At 68.0% G+C, this 17,039-nt stretch carries 18 protein-coding genes; 15 read left to right on the top strand and 3 right to left on the bottom strand.

The window, feature by feature from the left end:
* The first annotated feature begins 5 nt into the window (after nt 1-5).
* Together DTA22_RS10480 and DTA22_RS10475 are read left to right on the top strand one after the other, a co-directional pair.
* Nucleotides 6-527: a gamma carbonic anhydrase family protein gene (locus DTA22_RS10480; protein WP_112299387.1), complete on the top strand. Its 522-nt coding sequence runs from the start codon at nt 6-8 to the stop codon at nt 525-527.
* On the top strand, nt 527-1,201 hold the full coding sequence (locus DTA22_RS10475) for a uracil-DNA glycosylase (protein ID WP_037245494.1): 675 nt from the start codon (nt 527-529) through the stop codon (nt 1,199-1,201). Before DTA22_RS10480 ends, DTA22_RS10475 begins: the two co-directional genes overlap by 1 nt.
* A 30-nt stretch (nt 1,202-1,231) precedes the next feature.
* On the opposite strand, the gene DTA22_RS10470 is transcribed toward DTA22_RS10475, so the two are convergent.
* Together DTA22_RS10470 and rpmB are read right to left on the bottom strand one after the other, a co-directional pair.
* Nucleotides 1,232-2,020, bottom strand: a complete 789-nt coding sequence (locus DTA22_RS10470; protein ID WP_037245497.1) for an enoyl-CoA hydratase/isomerase family protein — start codon at nt 2,018-2,020, stop codon at nt 1,232-1,234.
* Nucleotides 2,021-2,167: 147 nt separating this feature from the next.
* Nucleotides 2,168-2,359: a 50S ribosomal protein L28 gene (gene rpmB / locus DTA22_RS10465; RefSeq protein ID WP_005240429.1), complete on the bottom strand. Its 192-nt coding sequence runs from the start codon at nt 2,357-2,359 to the stop codon at nt 2,168-2,170.
* Between the two features lie 235 nt (nt 2,360-2,594).
* Between rpmB and DTA22_RS10460 the strand changes: the two genes are divergently transcribed.
* The 10 genes from DTA22_RS10460 to mutM all read left to right on the top strand — a co-directional run bounded on the left by DTA22_RS10460 (nt 2,595) and on the right by mutM (nt 14,591).
* A complete protein-coding gene (locus DTA22_RS10460) occupies nt 2,595-4,277 on the top strand; it encodes a DAK2 domain-containing protein (RefSeq protein ID WP_112299386.1) in 1,683 nt (560 codons plus the stop codon).
* A gap of 8 nt (nt 4,278-4,285) precedes the next feature.
* On the top strand, nt 4,286-6,544 hold the full coding sequence (recG, locus tag DTA22_RS10455) for an ATP-dependent DNA helicase RecG (RefSeq protein ID WP_112299385.1): 2,259 nt from the start codon (nt 4,286-4,288) through the stop codon (nt 6,542-6,544).
* Between the two features lie 155 nt (nt 6,545-6,699).
* Nucleotides 6,700-10,104, top strand: a complete 3,405-nt coding sequence (locus tag DTA22_RS10450; protein WP_112299384.1) for a pyruvate carboxylase — start codon at nt 6,700-6,702, stop codon at nt 10,102-10,104.
* Nucleotides 10,101-10,667, top strand: a complete 567-nt coding sequence (gene rsmD / locus DTA22_RS10445; RefSeq protein ID WP_112299383.1) for a 16S rRNA (guanine(966)-N(2))-methyltransferase RsmD — start codon at nt 10,101-10,103, stop codon at nt 10,665-10,667. The genes DTA22_RS10450 and rsmD overlap by 4 nt, the downstream gene beginning before the upstream one ends.
* The gene (gene coaD, locus DTA22_RS10440; protein ID WP_005240440.1) at nt 10,664-11,158 is read left to right on the top strand and encodes a pantetheine-phosphate adenylyltransferase; all 495 of its coding nucleotides are present in this window, start codon (nt 10,664-10,666) and stop codon (nt 11,156-11,158) included. The genes rsmD and coaD overlap by 4 nt, the downstream gene beginning before the upstream one ends.
* A 108-nt stretch (nt 11,159-11,266) precedes the next feature.
* Nucleotides 11,267-12,040 carry a DivIVA domain-containing protein gene (locus DTA22_RS10435; RefSeq protein WP_037245510.1) on the top strand — a complete coding sequence of 258 codons (774 nt, stop codon included), beginning with the start codon at nt 11,267-11,269 and terminating at the stop codon, nt 12,038-12,040.
* A 156-nt stretch (nt 12,041-12,196) separates the two neighbouring features.
* The gene (locus DTA22_RS10430) at nt 12,197-12,757 is read left to right on the top strand and encodes a YceD family protein (protein WP_037245512.1); all 561 of its coding nucleotides are present in this window, start codon (nt 12,197-12,199) and stop codon (nt 12,755-12,757) included.
* Between the two features lie 2 nt (nt 12,758-12,759).
* A complete protein-coding gene (gene rpmF / locus DTA22_RS10425; RefSeq protein WP_005240446.1) occupies nt 12,760-12,942 on the top strand; it encodes a 50S ribosomal protein L32 in 183 nt (60 codons plus the stop codon).
* A 19-nt stretch (nt 12,943-12,961) separates the two neighbouring features.
* Entirely contained in the window at nt 12,962-13,720 is a 759-nt protein-coding gene (rnc, locus tag DTA22_RS10420; RefSeq protein WP_009479707.1) for a ribonuclease III, read from the top strand.
* Nucleotides 13,713-14,591, top strand: coding sequence for a bifunctional DNA-formamidopyrimidine glycosylase/DNA-(apurinic or apyrimidinic site) lyase (gene mutM / locus DTA22_RS10415; RefSeq protein ID WP_112299382.1), 879 nt, complete (start codon nt 13,713-13,715; stop codon nt 14,589-14,591). The genes rnc and mutM overlap by 8 nt, the downstream gene beginning before the upstream one ends.
* Here mutM and DTA22_RS10410 read toward each other — a convergent pair.
* Nucleotides 14,533-15,237 carry a pyridoxamine 5'-phosphate oxidase family protein gene (locus tag DTA22_RS10410; protein WP_037245519.1) on the bottom strand — a complete coding sequence of 235 codons (705 nt, stop codon included), beginning with the start codon at nt 15,235-15,237 and terminating at the stop codon, nt 14,533-14,535. The genes mutM and DTA22_RS10410 overlap by 59 nt on opposite strands.
* Nucleotides 15,238-15,384: 147 nt before the next feature.
* Here DTA22_RS10410 and DTA22_RS10405 point away from each other — a divergent pair, with 147 nt between their 5' ends.
* Genes DTA22_RS10405 through DTA22_RS10395 form a run of 3 tightly spaced genes read left to right on the top strand, consistent with a single transcriptional unit; the run spans nt 15,385 to nt 17,029 of the window.
* A complete protein-coding gene (locus tag DTA22_RS10405) occupies nt 15,385-15,825 on the top strand; it encodes an OsmC family protein (protein WP_112299381.1) in 441 nt (146 codons plus the stop codon).
* A complete protein-coding gene (locus tag DTA22_RS10400; protein WP_081792793.1) occupies nt 15,825-16,754 on the top strand; it encodes an NHL repeat-containing protein in 930 nt (309 codons plus the stop codon). The genes DTA22_RS10405 and DTA22_RS10400 overlap by 1 nt, the downstream gene beginning before the upstream one ends.
* 5 nt (nt 16,755-16,759) lie before the next feature.
* Nucleotides 16,760-17,029 carry an acylphosphatase gene (locus DTA22_RS10395; protein WP_011598391.1) on the top strand — a complete coding sequence of 90 codons (270 nt, stop codon included), beginning with the start codon at nt 16,760-16,762 and terminating at the stop codon, nt 17,027-17,029.
* The last annotated feature ends 10 nt before the right edge of the window (nt 17,030-17,039 follow it).

The following is a 17,039-nucleotide window of genomic DNA, read 5'->3' as shown; positions in this document are numbered from 1 at the left end:
CACGCATGGCTATCTACGCGCTCGGGGACCGCGAACCCGACATCCATCCGGACGCCTACGTCCATCCCGACGCCGTGGTGATCGGGAACGTGACCCTGGCGGCAGGCACCTCGGTGTGGCCGCAGGCCGTGCTCCGCGCCGACTACGGCACCATCACCGTCGGCGCCGACACGAACATCCAGGACGGCACGGTGATCCATTGCACGATGACCGATCCCACCGTCATCGGCTCGGGGTGCGTCGTCGGTCACGCGGCGCACATCGAGGGATCCACGATCGGCGACCACTGCCTGATCGCCTCCGGATCGATCGTTCTCAACGGCTCGGTCATCGGTGCCGGTTCGGTCGTCGGAGCCGGCGCCGTCGTTCCGTTCAAGTTCGAGGTTCCGCCGCGGAGCATGGCGCTCGGCGTCCCCGCGAAGATCCGGCAGGGCTACGAGGTTCCCGAGCGGCACCTCGAGATGAACGTGAAGATGTATGCCGCGAACGCGGCCTACTACCGCGACTCGCTGCGCAGGCTCGACTGATGGCGGCGCCGCTGTCGGACCTCGTCGAGGCCGGATGGGCAGACGCACTCGAACCGGTGTCCGGCCGGATCACGGAGATGGGCGAGTTCCTGCGCGCGGAAATCGCCGGCGGGCGTGAATACCTCCCCGCCGGAGAGAACGTCCTGCGCGCGTTCACCCACCCGTTCTCCGAGGTCAAGGTCCTGATCGTGGGTCAGGACCCGTACCCCACACCCGGTCACGCGGTCGGTCTCAGTTTCTCGGTGGCACCGGACGTGCGCCCGGTGCCACGCAGCCTCGGCAACATCTTCACCGAGTACAGCAAGGACCTCGGCTACGAGACACCCACCACCGGCGACCTCACTCCGTGGTCACGCCAGGGCGTGCTTCTCCTGAACAGGGTGCTCACCGTGCAGCCCGGACTCCCGGCCTCGCACCGGAAGAAGGGCTGGGAGGCGGTGACCGAGCAGGCCATCCGCGCTCTCGTGGCGCGCCCCGAACCCCTCGTCGCAATTCTGTGGGGCCGGGACGCGTCCACGCTGAAACCGATGCTCGGCGATGTGCCGACGATCGAGTCGGCCCACCCCTCACCGTTGTCCGCGTCGCGCGGATTCTTCGGTTCGCGGCCGTTCAGCCGGGCGAACGAACTCCTCGACGGACTGGGCGCCGAGCCGGTGAACTGGCAGCTGCCGTAATTGGTGGCCGCGAGAAGTCGGCACGTCGCTTCACTGCACTGATGAGAAGTCGGCTCGCCGCTTCTCGACGAATGCGTCGACGCCCTCGCGTCCCACCGGGCTGTCGGCCGCGGTGGCGATCGACGCGGCCTCCGCGTCGAGTTGCTCGGCGAGCGTGCGATATCGGGAGTCGCGGACGAGCGTCTTGATCCCCGAGAAGGACGGCGTCGGGCCGGCAGCGAGGGTGCGGGCGAGCCGAAGTGCCTCGTCCTGGACGACGTCGTCGCCGACGAGGCGGCTGAGGATGCCCAGGCGGACGGCCTCGTCGCCGCTGAGAACGGCATCGGTGATCAGGATCTCGCGCGCGCGGGCGTCGCCGACGATGCGCGGCAGGGTCCAGGACATGCCGCCGTCCGGGGTGAAGCCGATGGACGGGTAGGCCGGGCGCAACTTGGTGCCCGGGCCGCCGATGGCGACGTCCGTTAGGCACACGAGGCTCATGCCGGCGCCCGCAGCCCACCCGTGAACACCGGCGATCACCGGAACGGTCACGGCGTCGAGCGCACGAACGAACTCGTGGAACACGCGCGCGACCTCGGCGACGTATTCGCTTCGCACCGGTGCGGACGCGAAGGCGTGCACGTTGCCGCCGGCGCAGAAGTTCGGGCCCTCCCCGACGAGAAGGACGCTGCCGATCCGGTCACCGACCGCTTCGAGTGCCCGGGCACCCTGCACCATGCCCTCGCCGTCCAGCGAGGTGCCGTTCTCCGCAGTCGCGATCGTGATGCGTAGCACGCCGTCTTCGAGCTGTACTTTGCTGAGTCCATCGAGAGAAGTCACCGTTGCACCTTACGTGGGTCCTTGCCGGTGCCCGACGTGCCCCGATGCGCTGCGACGATGCCGAATCGGACAGGTGCGGGAACATAAAAAACTGCGCCCCCGACACCGAAGTGTCGGGGGCGCAGTGACATCGCACGCAGCGTCGGGTCAGCCCCGAGCAACCTTTCCAGCCTTCAGGCAGGAGGTGCAGACGTTGACCTTCCGGGTGTTTCCGGGGGCAACCTCGGCACGAACAGTCTGAATGTTCGGGTTCCAGCGACGGTTGGTACGCCGGTGCGAGTGCGAGACCGACTTACCGAAGCCGGGCCCCTTGGCGCATACGTCGCAGACGGCAGCCATAGTCGCGAACTCCTTCAAGATAGTGAACTGTGAAATTTGCTGGCCTCGTGGAGACAGGACACAGCAAGCGCGCCCTGTACGAGGCAACCGTGCAAGAGTAGCCGCTCGAGTGTGGATTGGCCAAACCCGGTCCCGAAGGGCTCGGACCGCGGGCCCGATCATCGTCCCCCGACTAGTCTGACGGCACCTTCCCATTCCCTGGCCGGAGAGGACGACAGTGGCCCCTGAGCTCCCGATGGACGGGCGAGTCCTCGAATCGTGGGCGCGGACCGCCGTCGCGGGTCTGGAAAAGCGGTGCGAGGAGATCAACAGCCTCAACGTCTTTCCGATTCCGGACTCCGACACGGGCACCAATCTGCTGTTCACGATGCGTGCGGCGCTGGGTGCGATCGACGAGTACGCGGGCAGCGGCATCAAGGACGTCCGGCAGGTGGCCATCGCCCTGGCCCGGGGCGCGGTCGCGGGCGCGCGCGGGAACTCCGGGGTGATCCTGTCCCAGGTGCTGCGTGGGATTGCGGAAGCAGCCGTCACCCCCGCCGTCGACACAAGAACGGTCCGGACCGGGCTGCTGATGGCCACCAACCTGGTGACGGACGCGGTGAGCTACCTGGTGGAGGGGACCATCGTCACCGTGCTGCGCTGCGCCGCCGACGCCGCGGCGGAGTTCCCGGACGAGGCGCCGATCGCGGTCACGGCCCGCGCAGCCGCGGATGCGGCGGCGTCCGCGCTCACCAGGACGCCGTCGCAACTCGAGGTGCTCGGCACCGCGGGCGTCGTCGATGCGGGAGGACTCGGCCTCGTCGTGATCCTCGACGCTCTCGTCACGGCGGTAACGGGGTCGCCGCCGGATCGCGCACCGATCGCGCTCCACGTTCCGCGCCGCACACCGTCCACGCATCGCGCAGAGCCCGTCCCCGATTCCGTGCCGCACCCGTCGCAGGGCACGCACGCGCATTCGGGACCCGACTGCGAAGAGGGCCCGGATCAGGATTTCGAGGTGATGTACCTGGTCGCGGAGTCCGACGAGGACCGCATGGCGGAGTTGCGCACCACGCTGAACGCGCTCGGGGACTCGATCGTGATCGTCGGCGACGGCGGCGGAGGCTGGTCGGTGCACGTGCACTGCACGGACGCGGGCGCCGCCGTGGAGGCCGGACTCGCCGCGGGACGCATCCACGGAATCCGCGTCAGCAGCTTCCTCGTGGATGCGCGGGACCAGGGGTTGCTCGTCCCGCCGGTCCGGACCCGCCCGGATCAGGGGGAGCGGGGAATCGTCGCCGTCGTGGCCGGAGACGGCGCCGCCGAACTGTTCGCGAGCGAGGGCGCGACAGTCCTCCGGTGCGACGACGCGCCCGTCACCCGGGCCCAGCTCCTCGGCATCATCAGGCAGATGGGACGCACCGAGGTGCTCGTCCTCCCCAACGGCGCGCTGACGGCTCAGGAACTCGTCGCGGTCAGTGCCGCGGCGAGGGACGCCCGGCACGAGGTCCTGCTGCTCGCGACGTCCGCGATGGTGCAGGGACTCGCGTCCCTGGCGGTGCACGATCCCGAGCGTGAGGCGGTGGACGACGCGTTCGCGATGTCGGAGGCCGCCGCCGCCACCCGCTGGGGATCCCTGCGCATCGCCCGGGAACGGGCCCTCACCTACGTGGGAACGTGCGAACCGGGAGACGGCATCGGCCTGATGGGTCACGAGGTGATCGTCATCGAACCGGACGCGGTCGCGGCCGGACGGCGACTCGTCGACCTCGTCCTCGGCGCGGGTGGTGAACTGGTGACGCTCCTGATGGGGTCGGAGGCGCCGGAGGGGCTCGACACGGAATTGGCCGATCACATCTCGCAGCGGCACCCCGGCGTCGAGGTGATGATCTACCACGGTGGACAGCCAGGAGATCTGTTGCAACTCGGGGTGGAATGAGGAATTCGATGGCCACATTGTCCGATCGGCTCGATCATCTGCTGGGGAAGAAGACCGCCGACGCGCTCGAGGCGGCGTTCGACATCCGCACGGTCGAGGACCTGCTGCGGCACTACCCGCACCGGTACGCCTCCCAGGGCCGCGAGCTCGCGGAGAAGGACCCGCCGGAGGGCGAGCACATCACGATCATCGCCCGGGTCACGTCCGCGGCAGTCGTGAAGATGAAGAACCGGCCGGGCAGCATGCTCAAGGTGGTCCTGTCGACCGACACCCAGAACGTGGACGTCACCTTCTTCAGCCCGCAGAAGGTCAAGCACGTGATCAAGCCCGGTGTGCGCGCGATGTTCTCGGGAACGGTCAAGTACTTCCGCCAGAAGTGGAGCCTCACCCATCCGAGCTATCTCATCCTTCCCGAGCCACGTGCCGGCAGCGAGGACCCCGTGGTGAACGTCGGCCGGATCCGCGGTGCCGGGGATCTCGCGGGAATCGCCCGAGCGTCGCAGGAAGCCGGTGCGGGGGTCGACATGTCCGTGTTCGACCGGGCGCTGATCCCGCTCTATCCCGCCACGCGGGACGTCGAGAGCTGGACGATCATGAAGTGCGTCCGCCAGATCCTGGACCAGCTCGATCACGTCGACGACCCCCTGCCGGAGAACATCCGAGCCGAACGCGACCTGATCGGTCTCGACGAAGCTCTCCGGTCGGTCCACCTGCCCGACACACGTGAGGACGTGGAGAACGCCCACGACCGTCTGCGGTTCGACGAGGCGACCGCGCTCCAGCTGGTTCTCGCCCGACGCCGCCACGACAACGCCGAGCGCGTCGCGCCCGAGTGCCCGCCCGTGCCCGGCGGGATCGCCGACGTGTTCGAGAGCATGCTTCCGTTCCAGCTCACCGACGGTCAGCACGCGGTCGCCGACGAGATCTCCGCCGATCTGGCGCAGCCGCACCCGATGAGCAGGCTGCTGCAGGGTGAGGTGGGTTCGGGTAAGACGATCGTGGCCCTGCGCGCCATGCTCCAGGTGGTCGACGCCGGCTACCAGTGCGCTCTACTCGCCCCGACCGAGGTCCTCGCGACGCAGCACGCCCGGTCGCTGCGGGCGATGCTCGGCTCCCTCGCGACCGCCGGGGAACTCGGGGCGCACGAGAAGGCGACGCGGGTGGCGCTGCTGACGGGGTCGATGCCGGTCGCCGCCAAACGCGCGGCGCTGAACGAGGCGATTACCGGCGACGCCGGGATCGTCATCGGCACGCACGCCCTCATCCAGGACAATGTCGAATTCTTCAACCTCGGGATGGTGGTGGTCGACGAGCAGCACCGGTTCGGTGTCGAGCAGCGCGACCGGCTGCGGTCGAGGGCGCGGGAGGGTCTGAGCCCGCACCTGCTGGTGATGACGGCGACGCCGATTCCCCGCACCATCGCGATGACGGTGCTCGGCGATCTCGAGGTGTCGACGCTGCGCCAGCTGCCGAAGGGGCGGTCGCCGATCAAGAGCAGTGTGGTACCCGCGTCCCAGAAGCCGCAGTGGGTCGCGCGCGCGTGGGAACGGATCCGCGAGGACGTGGCCGAGGGGCGGCAGGCGTACGTCGTGTGCTCGCGCATCGGCGACGGCGAGAAGGGCGACGGTGAGGACGCGTTCGACGAGAAGGCGCCCGAGACGAAGTCCGCCGTCGAGGTGTTCGAGGAGTTGAGCGGCAGCATCATGCCCGACCTGCGGGTGGGACTGCTGCACGGCCGGCTTCCCGCGGACGAGAAGGACGCGGTGATGCGCGACTTCACGGCCGGTGACATCGACGTCCTCGTGTGCACCACCGTCGTCGAGGTCGGCGTCGACGTCCCGAACGCGACGATCATGGTGATCGTCGACGCGGACCGTTTCGGTGTGAGCCAGCTGCACCAGCTGCGCGGACGCGTCGGCCGAGGCAAACACCAGGGCCTCTGCATTCTCGTCACGGAGATGAATCCGGGCGGTCCCGCCTACGAGCGACTGTCGAACGTGGCCTCGACCAACGACGGTTTCGAACTCGCGCAACTCGACCTCGCCACCCGGCGCGAAGGCGACATTCTCGGTGCGGCGCAGTCGGGCACGACGTCTACGTTGCGGCTGTTGTCGCTGCTCGGCCACGAGGACGTCATCGCCGCGGCATCCGAGTTCGCGCGTTCGGTGATCGCGGACGATCCGCGACTCGAAAACCATCCGGGACTGTCGGCGATGGTGACGTCGGCTCTCGACGCCGACCGCATCGAATATCTGGAGAAAACGTGAGAACTTACTTCGCTTCACGTAAATCTTCGCTCGTCTGTTTCGGGTCTGTTGCAGAATTCGCACACGTCAGGGGGGTCTTTGTGAAGTTTGTGGAGGATCCTGAAATGTGGGATGCCACTTATCCGCGGCCGTCTTCGGCGGGGTAGTTTGCTCCAATGTTCTCCAAAGTCCTGGTCGCCAACCGTGGCGAAATTGCGATCCGCGCTTTCCGTGCCGCCTACGAACTAGGTGCTGGAACGGTCGCGGTGTTCCCGTACGAGGATCGGAACTCGATCCACCGTCTGAAGGCTGATGAGAGTTATCAGATCGGCGAGGAGGGACACCCGGTTCGGGCGTACCTCTCCGTCGACGAGATCGTCTCCGCGGCCAAGCAGGCAGGCGCCGACGCCATCTACCCCGGCTACGGCTTCCTTTCCGAGAACCCCGATCTCGCCGCCGCGTGCGCCGAGGCGGGCATCACGTTCGTGGGTCCCTCCGCCGAGGTGCTCGAGCTCACCGGCAACAAGGCGCGTGCGATCGCCGCGGCGAAGGCGGCCGGTCTGCCGGTGCTGGCGTCGTCGGAGCCGTCCGCCGATGTGGACGAGTTGCTGGCCGCGGCCGAGACCATGCAGTTCCCGCTGTTCGTGAAGGCCGTCGCCGGCGGCGGTGGCCGCGGCATGCGCCGCGTCGCCGAGCGGGCTCAGCTCAAGGAGTCCATCGAGGCCGCCGCGCGTGAGGCCGAGTCGGCCTTCGGCGACCCGACGGTGTTCCTCGAACAGGCCGTCGTCGACCCGCGTCACATCGAGGTCCAGATCCTGGCCGACGGTCAGGGCAACGTCATCCACCTGTTCGAGCGGGACTGCTCGCTGCAGCGCCGCCACCAGAAGGTGATCGAGCTCGCGCCGGCCCCGAACCTGTCGGAAGAGCTGCGGGCGAAGATCTGCGCGGACGCCGTCGCGTTCGCGAAGGAGATCAACTACGCCTGTGCGGGCACCGTCGAATTCCTCCTCGACACCCGCGGCAACCACGTCTTCATCGAGATGAACCCCCGCATCCAGGTCGAGCACACCGTCACCGAAGAGGTCACGGACGTCGACCTCGTGCAGTCGCAGCTGCGGATCGCGTCGGGGGAGACCCTCGCGGATCTGGGCCTGAGCCAGGACAAGATCACGCTGCGCGGTGCGGCGCTGCAGTGCCGCATCACCACCGAGGACCCCGCCAACGGGTTCCGCCCGGACACCGGTCGGATCACCGGCTACCGCACCCCGGGCGGTGCCGGTATCCGCCTCGACGGCGGGACGTCGGTCGGGGCAGAGGTCTCCGCGTACTTCGATTCGATGCTCGTCAAGCTGACGTGCCGCGGCCGCGACTTCGAAACCGCCGTCGCCCGTGCCCGCCGCGCGGTCACCGAGTTCCGCATCCGCGGCGTGTCGACGAACATCCCGTTCCTGCAGGCGGTGCTCGACGACCCCGATTTCAAGGCCGGCCGGGTCACCACGTCCTTCATCGAGGAGCGGCCCCAGCTGCTCACGCTGCGCAGCTCCGCCGACCGTGGCACCAAGATCCTCACCTACCTCGCCGACGTGACGGTCAACAAGCCGCACGGCGAGCGGCCGTCGGCGGTGTACCCGCGCGACAAGCTGCCCCAGATCGACCTGTCCACCCCGCCGCCGGACGGCAGCCGTCAGAAGCTGCTCGCCCTCGGGCCGGAGGGATTCGCCAAGGCACTGCGGGAGCAGAAGGCCCTCGCCGTCACCGAGACCACGTTCCGTGACGCACACCAGTCGCTGCTCGCGACCCGCGTGCGGACCAGCGGTCTGCTCGACGTCGCCGGGCACGTCGCCCGGCTGACCCCCGAGCTGCTGTCCATCGAGGCGTGGGGTGGTGCGACCTACGACGTGGCGCTGCGGTTCCTGCACGAGGACCCCTGGTACCGGCTGGCCGCGCTGCGCGAGGCCGTGCCGAACATCTGCCTGCAGATGCTGCTGCGCGGACGGAACACCGTCGGCTACACCCCGTACCCGGAGAAGGTGACGCGGGCGTTCGTCGAGGAGGCCACCAACAGCGGCATCGACATCTTCCGCATCTTCGACGCCCTCAACAACGTCGACCAGATGCGGCCGGCCATCGACGCCGTCCGCGAGACCGGCACCGCTCTCGCCGAGGTCGCCCTGTCCTACACCGGCGACCTGTCGAACCCGAACGAGAACCTCTACACCCTCGACTACTACCTGCGCCTGGCGGAGGAGATCGTCGAGGCCGGTGCGCACATCATCGCGATCAAGGACATGGCCGGACTGCTCCGCGCCCCCGCCGCCACCACCCTGGTGACGGCGCTGCGCAAGAACTTCGACCTGCCCGTGCACGTGCACACCCACGACACCCCCGGCGGTCAGCTCGCGACGTACCTGGCCGCATGGCAGGCAGGCGCGGACGCGGTCGACGGCGCCTCGGCCGCGATGGCGGGCACCACCAGTCAGCCGGCGTTGTCGGCGATCGTGGCCGCGGCCGCGCACTCGCAGTACGACACCGGCCTGGACCTGCAGGCCGTGTGCGACCTCGAGCCGTACTGGGAGGCGCTGCGCAAGGTCTACAAGCCGTTCGAGTCCGGGCTGCCTGCCCCGACCGGACGCGTCTACACCCACGAGATCCCCGGCGGTCAGCTGTCGAACCTGCGCACCCAGGCCGTGGCCCTCGGACTCGGCGACAAGTTCGAGGAAGTCGAGGCCAAGTACGCGGCCGCCGACCGGATGCTCGGACGCCTGGTGAAGGTCACCCCGTCGTCGAAGGTCGTCGGCGACCTCGCCCTGCACCTCGTCGGATCCGGGGCCTCCACCGAGGAATTCAAGGAGAACCCGGCGAAGTTCGACATCCCCGACTCGGTGGTCGGGTTCCTGCGCGGCGAACTGGGTACCCCGCCCGGTGGCTGGCCCGAACCGTTCCGCACCCGGGCCCTCGAAGGTCGCGGAGTCGCGAAGCCCGAGGTGCCGCTGTCCGCGGAGGACGAGAAGGCCCTCTCCGGCACCTCCGCGGAACGCCGCGCGACGCTCAACCGGCTGCTGTTCCCCGGCCCGACGAAGGAATTCCTCGAGCACCGCGACAAGTACGGCGACACCTCGCAGCTCTCGGCGAACCAGTTCTTCTACGGCCTGCGCCGCGGCGACGAGCACCGGGTCCGCCTCGCACCCGGTGTCGAGCTGATCATCGGGCTCGAGGCCATCTCCGAACCCGACGAGCGGGGATACCGCACCGTGATGTGCATCCTCAACGGGCAGCTGCGCCCGGTGTCGGTGCGCGACCGGTCCATCTCCAGTGAGATCCCCGCCGCGGAGAAGGCCGACAAGAACAACCCCGGCCACGTGCCGGCACCGTTCGCCGGTGTGGTGACCCTCGCCGTCACCGAGGGCCAGCACATCACCGCCGGCGACACGATCGCCACCATCGAGGCCATGAAGATGGAAGCGGCCATCACCGCCCCACGAAGCGGCACTGTCTCCCGGCTGGCCATCGGATCGGTCCAGCAGGTCGAAGGCGGCGACCTCCTCGCCGTCGTGTCGACAGGGGAGTCCGCGAGCGAGTGACTCGGATCATCGCGGGACTCGCGGGCGGTCGACGCCTGCGGGTCCCGCCGAGCGGGACCCGGCCCACCTCGGACCGGGTCCGCGAGGCATTGTTCAGCGCACTGCACAGCCGGATGGACCTCGAGGGCGCGTCCGTCCTCGATCTCTACGCGGGATCGGGGGCGCTCGGCCTGGAGGCGCTCTCCCGGGGTGCGGACCGCGTCGTCCTCGTCGAGTCCGACGCGAAAGCGGCGGGCATCATCAAGCACAACGTGACGACGGTCGGTCTACCGGGCGCGGAGGTGCGCGGCGCTCCGGTGGCGGCGGTGCTCGCGGGCACCGCCGACAGGCCGTACGACCTGGTGATGGCGGATCCGCCGTACGCCGTCGACGACGGGGCGGTGCAGACGGTGCTCGGCCACCTGCGGGGCAACGGCTGGGTCGGCGACGGCTCGATCGTGGTGCTCGAGCGGTCGTCGAGGTCGCCCGAGACGGTCTGGCCCGAAGGCTTCGCGCCCGTCAAGGCGAAGAAGTACGGCGAGGCGAGAATCGAATTGGCGACCTGCTACGGTCTGGACTCATGACTGGCGCTGTCTGCCCCGGATCCTTCGACCCCGTGACCAATGGCCACCTTGACGTGATCGGCAGAGCTGCCGCGCAGTTCGACGAGGTCATCGTGACGGTCATGGTCAACAAGAGCAAGCGTGGCCTGTTCACCGTCGAAGAGCGCATCGAGATGCTCGAAGACTCGACCAGTGAGCTGCCCAACGTTCGGGTGTCCTCCTGGCACGGTCTGCTGGTGGATTACGCCAAGCAGCAAGGGATCACAGCGATCGTCAAGGGCCTGCGCGGCGCCAACGACTTCGACTACGAACTGCAGATGGCGCAGATGAACCAGAAGCTCAGTGGCGTCGACACCCTCTTCATCCCGACCAACCCCACCTACAGCTACCTGTCGAGTTCGCTCGTGAAGGAAGTGGCCACGTTCGGTGGCGACGTCTCCGACATGCTGCCCGAGAAGGTGCACGCCCGTCTTCTCGCGAGGATCGCCGAGCGCGCCGCCGAGAGCAGCTGATACCCGACACACCGGCTGCCACGACACACCCGCGGCGTCCGGTCGGGCAGACTTGCACGAAGAAGGCTGCGCCGACCTGCTGAGGGTCATGGATGATTGGGGTTGCTTGTGTACCGGGTATTCGAGGCGCTCGACGAACTTGTCGCGATTGTCGAAGAGGCACGCGGCGTACCGATGACCGCCGGCTGCGTGGTTCCGCGCGGTGACGTCCTCGAACTGCTCGACGACGTGCGCGATGCGATTCCCGGTGAACTCGACGACGCCCAGGACGTCCTGGACCACAAGGACAAACTGGTGGGGGACGCGCGGTCCAACGCGGAGAAGACCGTCTCCAGCGCCAACGCCGAGGCGAACTCCACCATCGAGAACGCCCGGGACGATGCCGACCGCATCCTGGCGGACGCGAAGGCGCAGGCGGACCGGATGGTCGCCGAGGCCCGCGCACACGCCGAGCAGTTGGTCACCGACGCGCGCGCCGAGGCCGAGTCCTCCGTCGCGGAAGGCCAGCGCGAGTACGACGCACTCACGGGCCGTGCACGGTCCGAGGCCGATCGCATGATCGAGTCGGGCAAGGCGTCCTACGAGAGGTCCGTTGCGGAGGGCACGGCGGAGCAGGCGCGCCTCGTCTCGCAGACGGAGGTCGTCCAGGCGGCGCACGCCGAGTCGGCGCGGGTGATCGACTCCGCGCACGCCGAATCGGATCGTCTCCGCTCGGACTGCGACCTGTACGTCGACACGAAGCTCGCGGAGTTCGAGGACTTCCTGAACGGCACCGTCCGGTCCGTGGGGCGCGGACGTCAGCAGTTGCGGACCGGTTCGGGTGTTCCCGACTACGCCTCGGACTACGACGTCGACGACCGCCGGGCCGAGCGTCGCCGCTGAGCGACCGTCCGACCGGCGCCCGATCGAATTTGGCTCCACCGCGCAGATTGCGTATCGTGGAGTGGTTGCCCTTTGTCGTTTCCCTTTTCTCGAAAGTGAAGTTTGTTGTCATCCCATCGCCACAGCTCATCGCGTTCCCGACGGGACGCGGACTTCGTGCTGGACACGGTCAAACTCGGCCGTCGTCCCGGTTCGATGCGCACCGTGGAACGGGTGGTGACGGCGCCACAGCGCATCGGTCTCGACCTAATCGCCATCGAGGAAGGATCGGAGATCGATCTCGATCTCCGATTGGAGGCCGTATCCGAGGGGGTCCTGGTCACCGGTTCGTTGCGAGCCGACACCGTGGGGGAGTGCTCGAGATGTCTCGAGCCGTTCTCCGACGCGGTGGACCTGACTCTCACGGAGCTGTTCGCATACCCGGACAGCACCACGGAGGAGACCACGGAGGAGGGGGAGGTCTATCACGTCGTCGACGACGAGATCGACCTCGAACCCGTCGTGATCGACGCCGTCGGCCTCGCACTGCCATTGCAGCCGCTCTGCAGTGACGACTGCCAAGGATTGTGCCCAGAATGTGGCGTTCGCCTGGCGATTGCCGAATCTGGCCATGGGCATGACATACTTGATCCTCGCTGGGCTGGTCTTGCAGCCAAATTTGGCGTGGAATCAGAACCCAGCAAGAATCTTGTGAACACCGAAGCCGAGGAGAAGTAGAAGTGGCTGTCCCCAAGCGCAGAATGTCGCGATCCAACACGAGGTCGCGTCGCAGCCAGTGGAAGACCACTGTGCCTACCCTCGTCACCTGCCCCAACCGTGGCTGCGGCGAGAAGACGCTGCCCCACGTCGCGTGCCCGTCGTGTGGCACATACAAGGGCCGCCAGGTCACTGCCGCCGTCTAGTTCTCCGCGGAGAGGCGTTGTGACGAGCGACATCAGTAATACACCCGCCGGCGGCGAGGAGGATCATGCTTCCCTCCTCGCCGCCCTCGGCGTAGAAATCGAGCCTTCGCTGCTCACCCTGGCGTTGACGCACCGCTCGTATGCGTACGAGAACGGTGGTCTGCCCACCAACGAGCGTCTCGAATTTCTCGGCGACTCCGTGCTCGGAGTGACCGTCACCGAGAAGCTCTACCTTGCGCATCCCGACAAATCCGAGGGCGACCTCGCGAAGATTCGGGCGAGCATCGTCAACATGCACGCGCTCGCGGAGGTGGCCCGCACTCTCGGTGAGGGCGGCCTCGGTGCCCATCTCCTGCTCGGTAAGGGCGAGGAGATGACCGGTGGCCGCGACAAGCCGAGCATCCTGGCCGACGGCATGGAGTCGATTCTCGGCGCCATCCACCTCGAGCACGGCATCGACACGGCGCGACGCGTCGTGCTCGACCTCTTCAGCGATCTCCTCCAGCGAGCCCCCCGTCTCGGCGCGGGTCTGGACTGGAAGACGAGTCTGCAGGAGTTGACCGCGGAGCGTGGCGTCGGTGTGCCGGCGTACGAGATCACGGCGACCGGCCCCGACCACGACAAGGAATTCACCGCCACCGTGATCGTCGGCGGCAAGCCCCTCGGCGTCGGTATCGGCCGCTCCAAGAAGGAGGCCGAGCAGAAGGCTGCGAGTACGGCGTGGAATGCGTTGTCCGACGCAGGCCCCGACGTAGCGGCCGACGACGTCAGTGCCTGAACTACCCGAAGTCGAGGTGGTCCGGCGCGGACTCGAACGCCACATCGTGGGGGCGTCGATCGATTCCGTCGACATCCTGCACCCGCGGGCGATCCGGCGTCATCTGCCCGGCGCCGCCGACCTCGCCGGACAGCTCACCGGCGAACGCATCGCGAGCGCCGACCGTCGTGGAAAGTATCTGTGGCTGGTCCTCGAACCCAGCACGGTCGCTCTCGTGGTGCATCTCGGCATGAGTGGTCAAATGCTCGTGCAGCCACCGGATCTGCCGACCGAGAAGCATTTGCGCATCCGGGCCCGGCTCGATTCGGGTCTCGACCTCAGATTCGTCGACCAACGGACGTTCGGGGGCTGGGCGCTGGCACCCCTCGTCGACGTCGACGGCTCGCTCGTGCCGGACTCGGTGGCGCACATCGCCCGCGACCCGCTGGATCCGCGTTTCGACCTCGCGGCCACCGTGAAGGTCGTGCGCGGCAAGCACACCGAGATCAAGCGTGCCCTTCTGGACCAGACCGTCGTCTCCGGCATCGGCAACATCTACGCAGACGAGGCGCTGTGGCGCGCACAGATCCACGGAAATCGGCTCACCGACAGGCTGAGTGGTCCCAAGATCCGTGCAGCGCTCACCGCCGCCCAGGAGGTCATGCGTGAGGCACTCACTCAGGGCGGCACGTCCTTCGACGCGCTGTACGTGAACGTCAACGGAGCGTCGGGCTATTTCGACCGTTCGCTGTCCGCCTACGGTCAGGAGGATCGCCCGTGCCCGCGGTGCGGCACCGCGATCCGGCGGGAGAAATTCATGAACCGCTCGTCGTTCAGTTGCCCGAAGTGCCAGCCGGCACCACGGAGAAGCCCGGCGACATCGTCTGTGTGAGTGCGGCGGTCGCGGGCTCCTCGGCGAACTGATCGTCGGTGTCGTGGCGTGGTGTCGCCTTGGCGTCGAAGTAGTCGCCGCCCTTGCGTTTCACGTCGTCGGTTCCCCATTCGCGGTGCCGGGGAACCGGTGCCATTCTCGGAATGTGTTTGCGGCAGTGTATGTATGCCTCCTCCACCTCCACCACCACCCAGCGTTCCGGGATCCGGCCGTTCGTGTGGTCCGCAGGCAGATCCGCGATCTCGGAGCGAAGGACCGGGTCTTCGACGATCCGGGCCGAACCGTTCACGTGCAGTCCGATGAGGTCCTGCACGAAGTCCACGAGAATGATTCCGACGTGCGGGTTTTCCCGGATGTTGCCGAGGCTCGCCATCACGCCGTTGCCGCGGTACTCCGGGTACGCGAGGGTAGTGGAATCGATGACGTGCATGAATCCCGGTGTCCCGGCTCGCAGACTGTTGTCACACTCGCCGGACGCGTCGGCGGTGGCGATGAAGGCGATCTCCTGGCGTCCGATGAACTCGATCATCATGGGATTGAGATGGTCCAGCATCTGATCCGAGTAGAACTTGGCGGCACGATCCTCGGTGCCGTACTCGGACTGAAGTTGGCGCTCTCCCGCACTACCGATCTGGCCCATCTGCATTCCCCGCTACGTCTCGGCGTCATTGGTCGGTTCACCCTACGGCCCACCGATTCCCTCTGCTGAGAATCCTCGTTCACAATTCCGCGGAAACCACTGCCGCCCACCCACCTACCTGGCGTTGCGCCGACCGGTGGCAGGATTGAGCGCATGGCAGAACAGACTTCCGACACGACGGCGCCCACCTCACTGTGGGTCGAGCGAACGGGCACCCGGCGATACACCGGCCGCAGCTCGCGCGGCGCCGAGGTCCTGATCGGCTCCGAGGGCGTGGAGGGCGTGTTCACCCCCGGGGAACTCCTGAAGATCGCACTCGCCGCGTGCAGTGGCATGAGCTCGGACTTCCCGCTGTCGCGGCGGCTGGGCGACAACTACGACGCCACCATCCGGGTGTCGGGTGCCGCCGATCGGGAGAACGAGGTGTACCCGCAGCTGAACGAGGTGATGGAGCTCGATCTCAGCGAGCTCGACGCCGACGCGCAGGAGCGTCTGGTGGCGCTCGTCGAACGGTCGGTCGACAAGGTCTGCACGGTCGGACGGACGCTGAAGGCGGGAACGACGGTGACGTTGACCGTCGAAAGAGAAGCATGATGCGGCGTGAGCTGGCCGCGCTCGCGGGCGGGACCGCGCTCTGCGCGGGTCTACTCGTGGTCGCGCCCGCGGCTGCCGGGCCCGCGTTCGCGCCCCCCGGCGGCGCGTGCACCCCGTGGTCGGTGTCCGAGGTGACGTCCGGGGCGGGTGTTCTCGAGAACCTGGCCTTCGACGGCGCGGGCACCATGCTGGTGTCGCGGACAGGCCTGGTGGGCGGCGGAGCCCTCGACGGGGTCGCCCCCGACGGCTCCGTCACCCCGATCGTGCCCGAGGTCGAGTCGCCCGGCGGAATTGCCGTGGACGGCGCCGACGCGTATTTCGCCACGGGGAACTCCTTCGCCGCCGGGGTCACGGGCTCGGCCAGCGGCACGGTGGACGTGGTGAACCTCGACACGGGTGACACACGAACCGTGGCCGAGGGGCTGGTCATGCCGAACGGGCTGGTCCGGCTGAGCAACGGAGACATCCTCACCGCCCGGAATCTGGGCGCCGGGGCCGGACTGACCCGCGTCCCCGCCTCGGATCCCCACACACCGGAGGTCGTGCGCACCGATCTGGGAACGGTGGACGGTCTCGCCGCGCACGACGGCAACGTGTACACGGTGACGACGTTCGACACGACCACCACGCTGCGCATCCTCCGCGAAGACGACCTCGGCGGTCCGGTCGTATCGGTCGAGTTGCCCGGCTCCGGGCCCCTCAACGCGGCCGACGACCTCACCGTCGGACCGGACGGCATCGTCTACGTCGCCTACAACGGTGGCGGCAAGGTGGTGCGGGTGGATCCCGCGACGGGGGAGAGCTGCGCTCTGGCGTCCGGACTGCCACTCGTGTCCTCGGTGCGGTTCGGCGCCGGACCGGGCTGGGATGCGGACGCGCTCTACGCCACGAGTTTCACCGGGAAGATCTACAAACTCGAACGGTCGTGACGGACATGGAGAGAATGACCGCGTGGGTGCACGGATTCGTGCAGGGAGTGGGATTCCGGTGGTGGACCCGCGCCCGGGCGCTGGAACTCGGTCTCGTCGGCTACGCGGCCAATCAGAAGGACGGCCGCGTGCTCGTCATCGCCGAGGGGCCTCGCGACAAGCTGGAGACCCTGCTGACGCTGCTGCGGTCGGGGGACACGCCGGGCGCGGTGGATCTCGTCGTCGAGCAATGGGATTCCGCCCGCGGCGACCTCACCGGGTTCGTGGAACGGTGAACCGCAGGTA

Source organism: Rhodococcus wratislaviensis, from assembly GCF_900455735.1.
Taxonomy (GTDB): Bacteria; Actinomycetota; Actinomycetes; order Mycobacteriales; family Mycobacteriaceae; genus Rhodococcus_F; species Rhodococcus_F wratislaviensis.
The sequence above is the reverse complement of the archived record's forward strand: the minus strand, read 5'-3'. Positions and strand labels throughout refer to the sequence as shown.

What these genes read in the sequence shown, in the direction of transcription:
- DTA22_RS10480 (WP_112299387.1), top strand. Translation starts at nt 6, where the DNA reads ATGGCTATCTACGCGCTCGGGGACCGCGAACCCGACATCCATCCGGAC.
- DTA22_RS10475 (WP_037245494.1), top strand. Translation starts at nt 527, where the DNA reads ATGGCGGCGCCGCTGTCGGACCTCGTCGAGGCCGGATGGGCAGACGCA.
- rpmB (WP_005240429.1), bottom strand. Translation starts at nt 2,359, where the DNA reads ATGGCTGCCGTCTGCGACGTATGCGCCAAGGGGCCCGGCTTCGGTAAG.
- DTA22_RS10460 (WP_112299386.1), top strand. Translation starts at nt 2,595, where the DNA reads ATGGACGGGCGAGTCCTCGAATCGTGGGCGCGGACCGCCGTCGCGGGT.
- recG (WP_112299385.1), top strand. Translation starts at nt 4,286, where the DNA reads ATGGCCACATTGTCCGATCGGCTCGATCATCTGCTGGGGAAGAAGACC.
- DTA22_RS10450 (WP_112299384.1), top strand. Translation starts at nt 6,700, where the DNA reads ATGTTCTCCAAAGTCCTGGTCGCCAACCGTGGCGAAATTGCGATCCGC.
- coaD (WP_005240440.1), top strand. Translation starts at nt 10,664, where the DNA reads ATGACTGGCGCTGTCTGCCCCGGATCCTTCGACCCCGTGACCAATGGC.
- DTA22_RS10410 (WP_037245519.1), bottom strand. Translation starts at nt 15,237, where the DNA reads ATGCAGATGGGCCAGATCGGTAGTGCGGGAGAGCGCCAACTTCAGTCC.
- DTA22_RS10405 (WP_112299381.1), top strand. Translation starts at nt 15,385, where the DNA reads ATGGCAGAACAGACTTCCGACACGACGGCGCCCACCTCACTGTGGGTC.
- DTA22_RS10400 (WP_081792793.1), top strand. Translation starts at nt 15,825, where the DNA reads ATGCGGCGTGAGCTGGCCGCGCTCGCGGGCGGGACCGCGCTCTGCGCG.
- DTA22_RS10395 (WP_011598391.1), top strand. Translation starts at nt 16,760, where the DNA reads ATGGAGAGAATGACCGCGTGGGTGCACGGATTCGTGCAGGGAGTGGGA.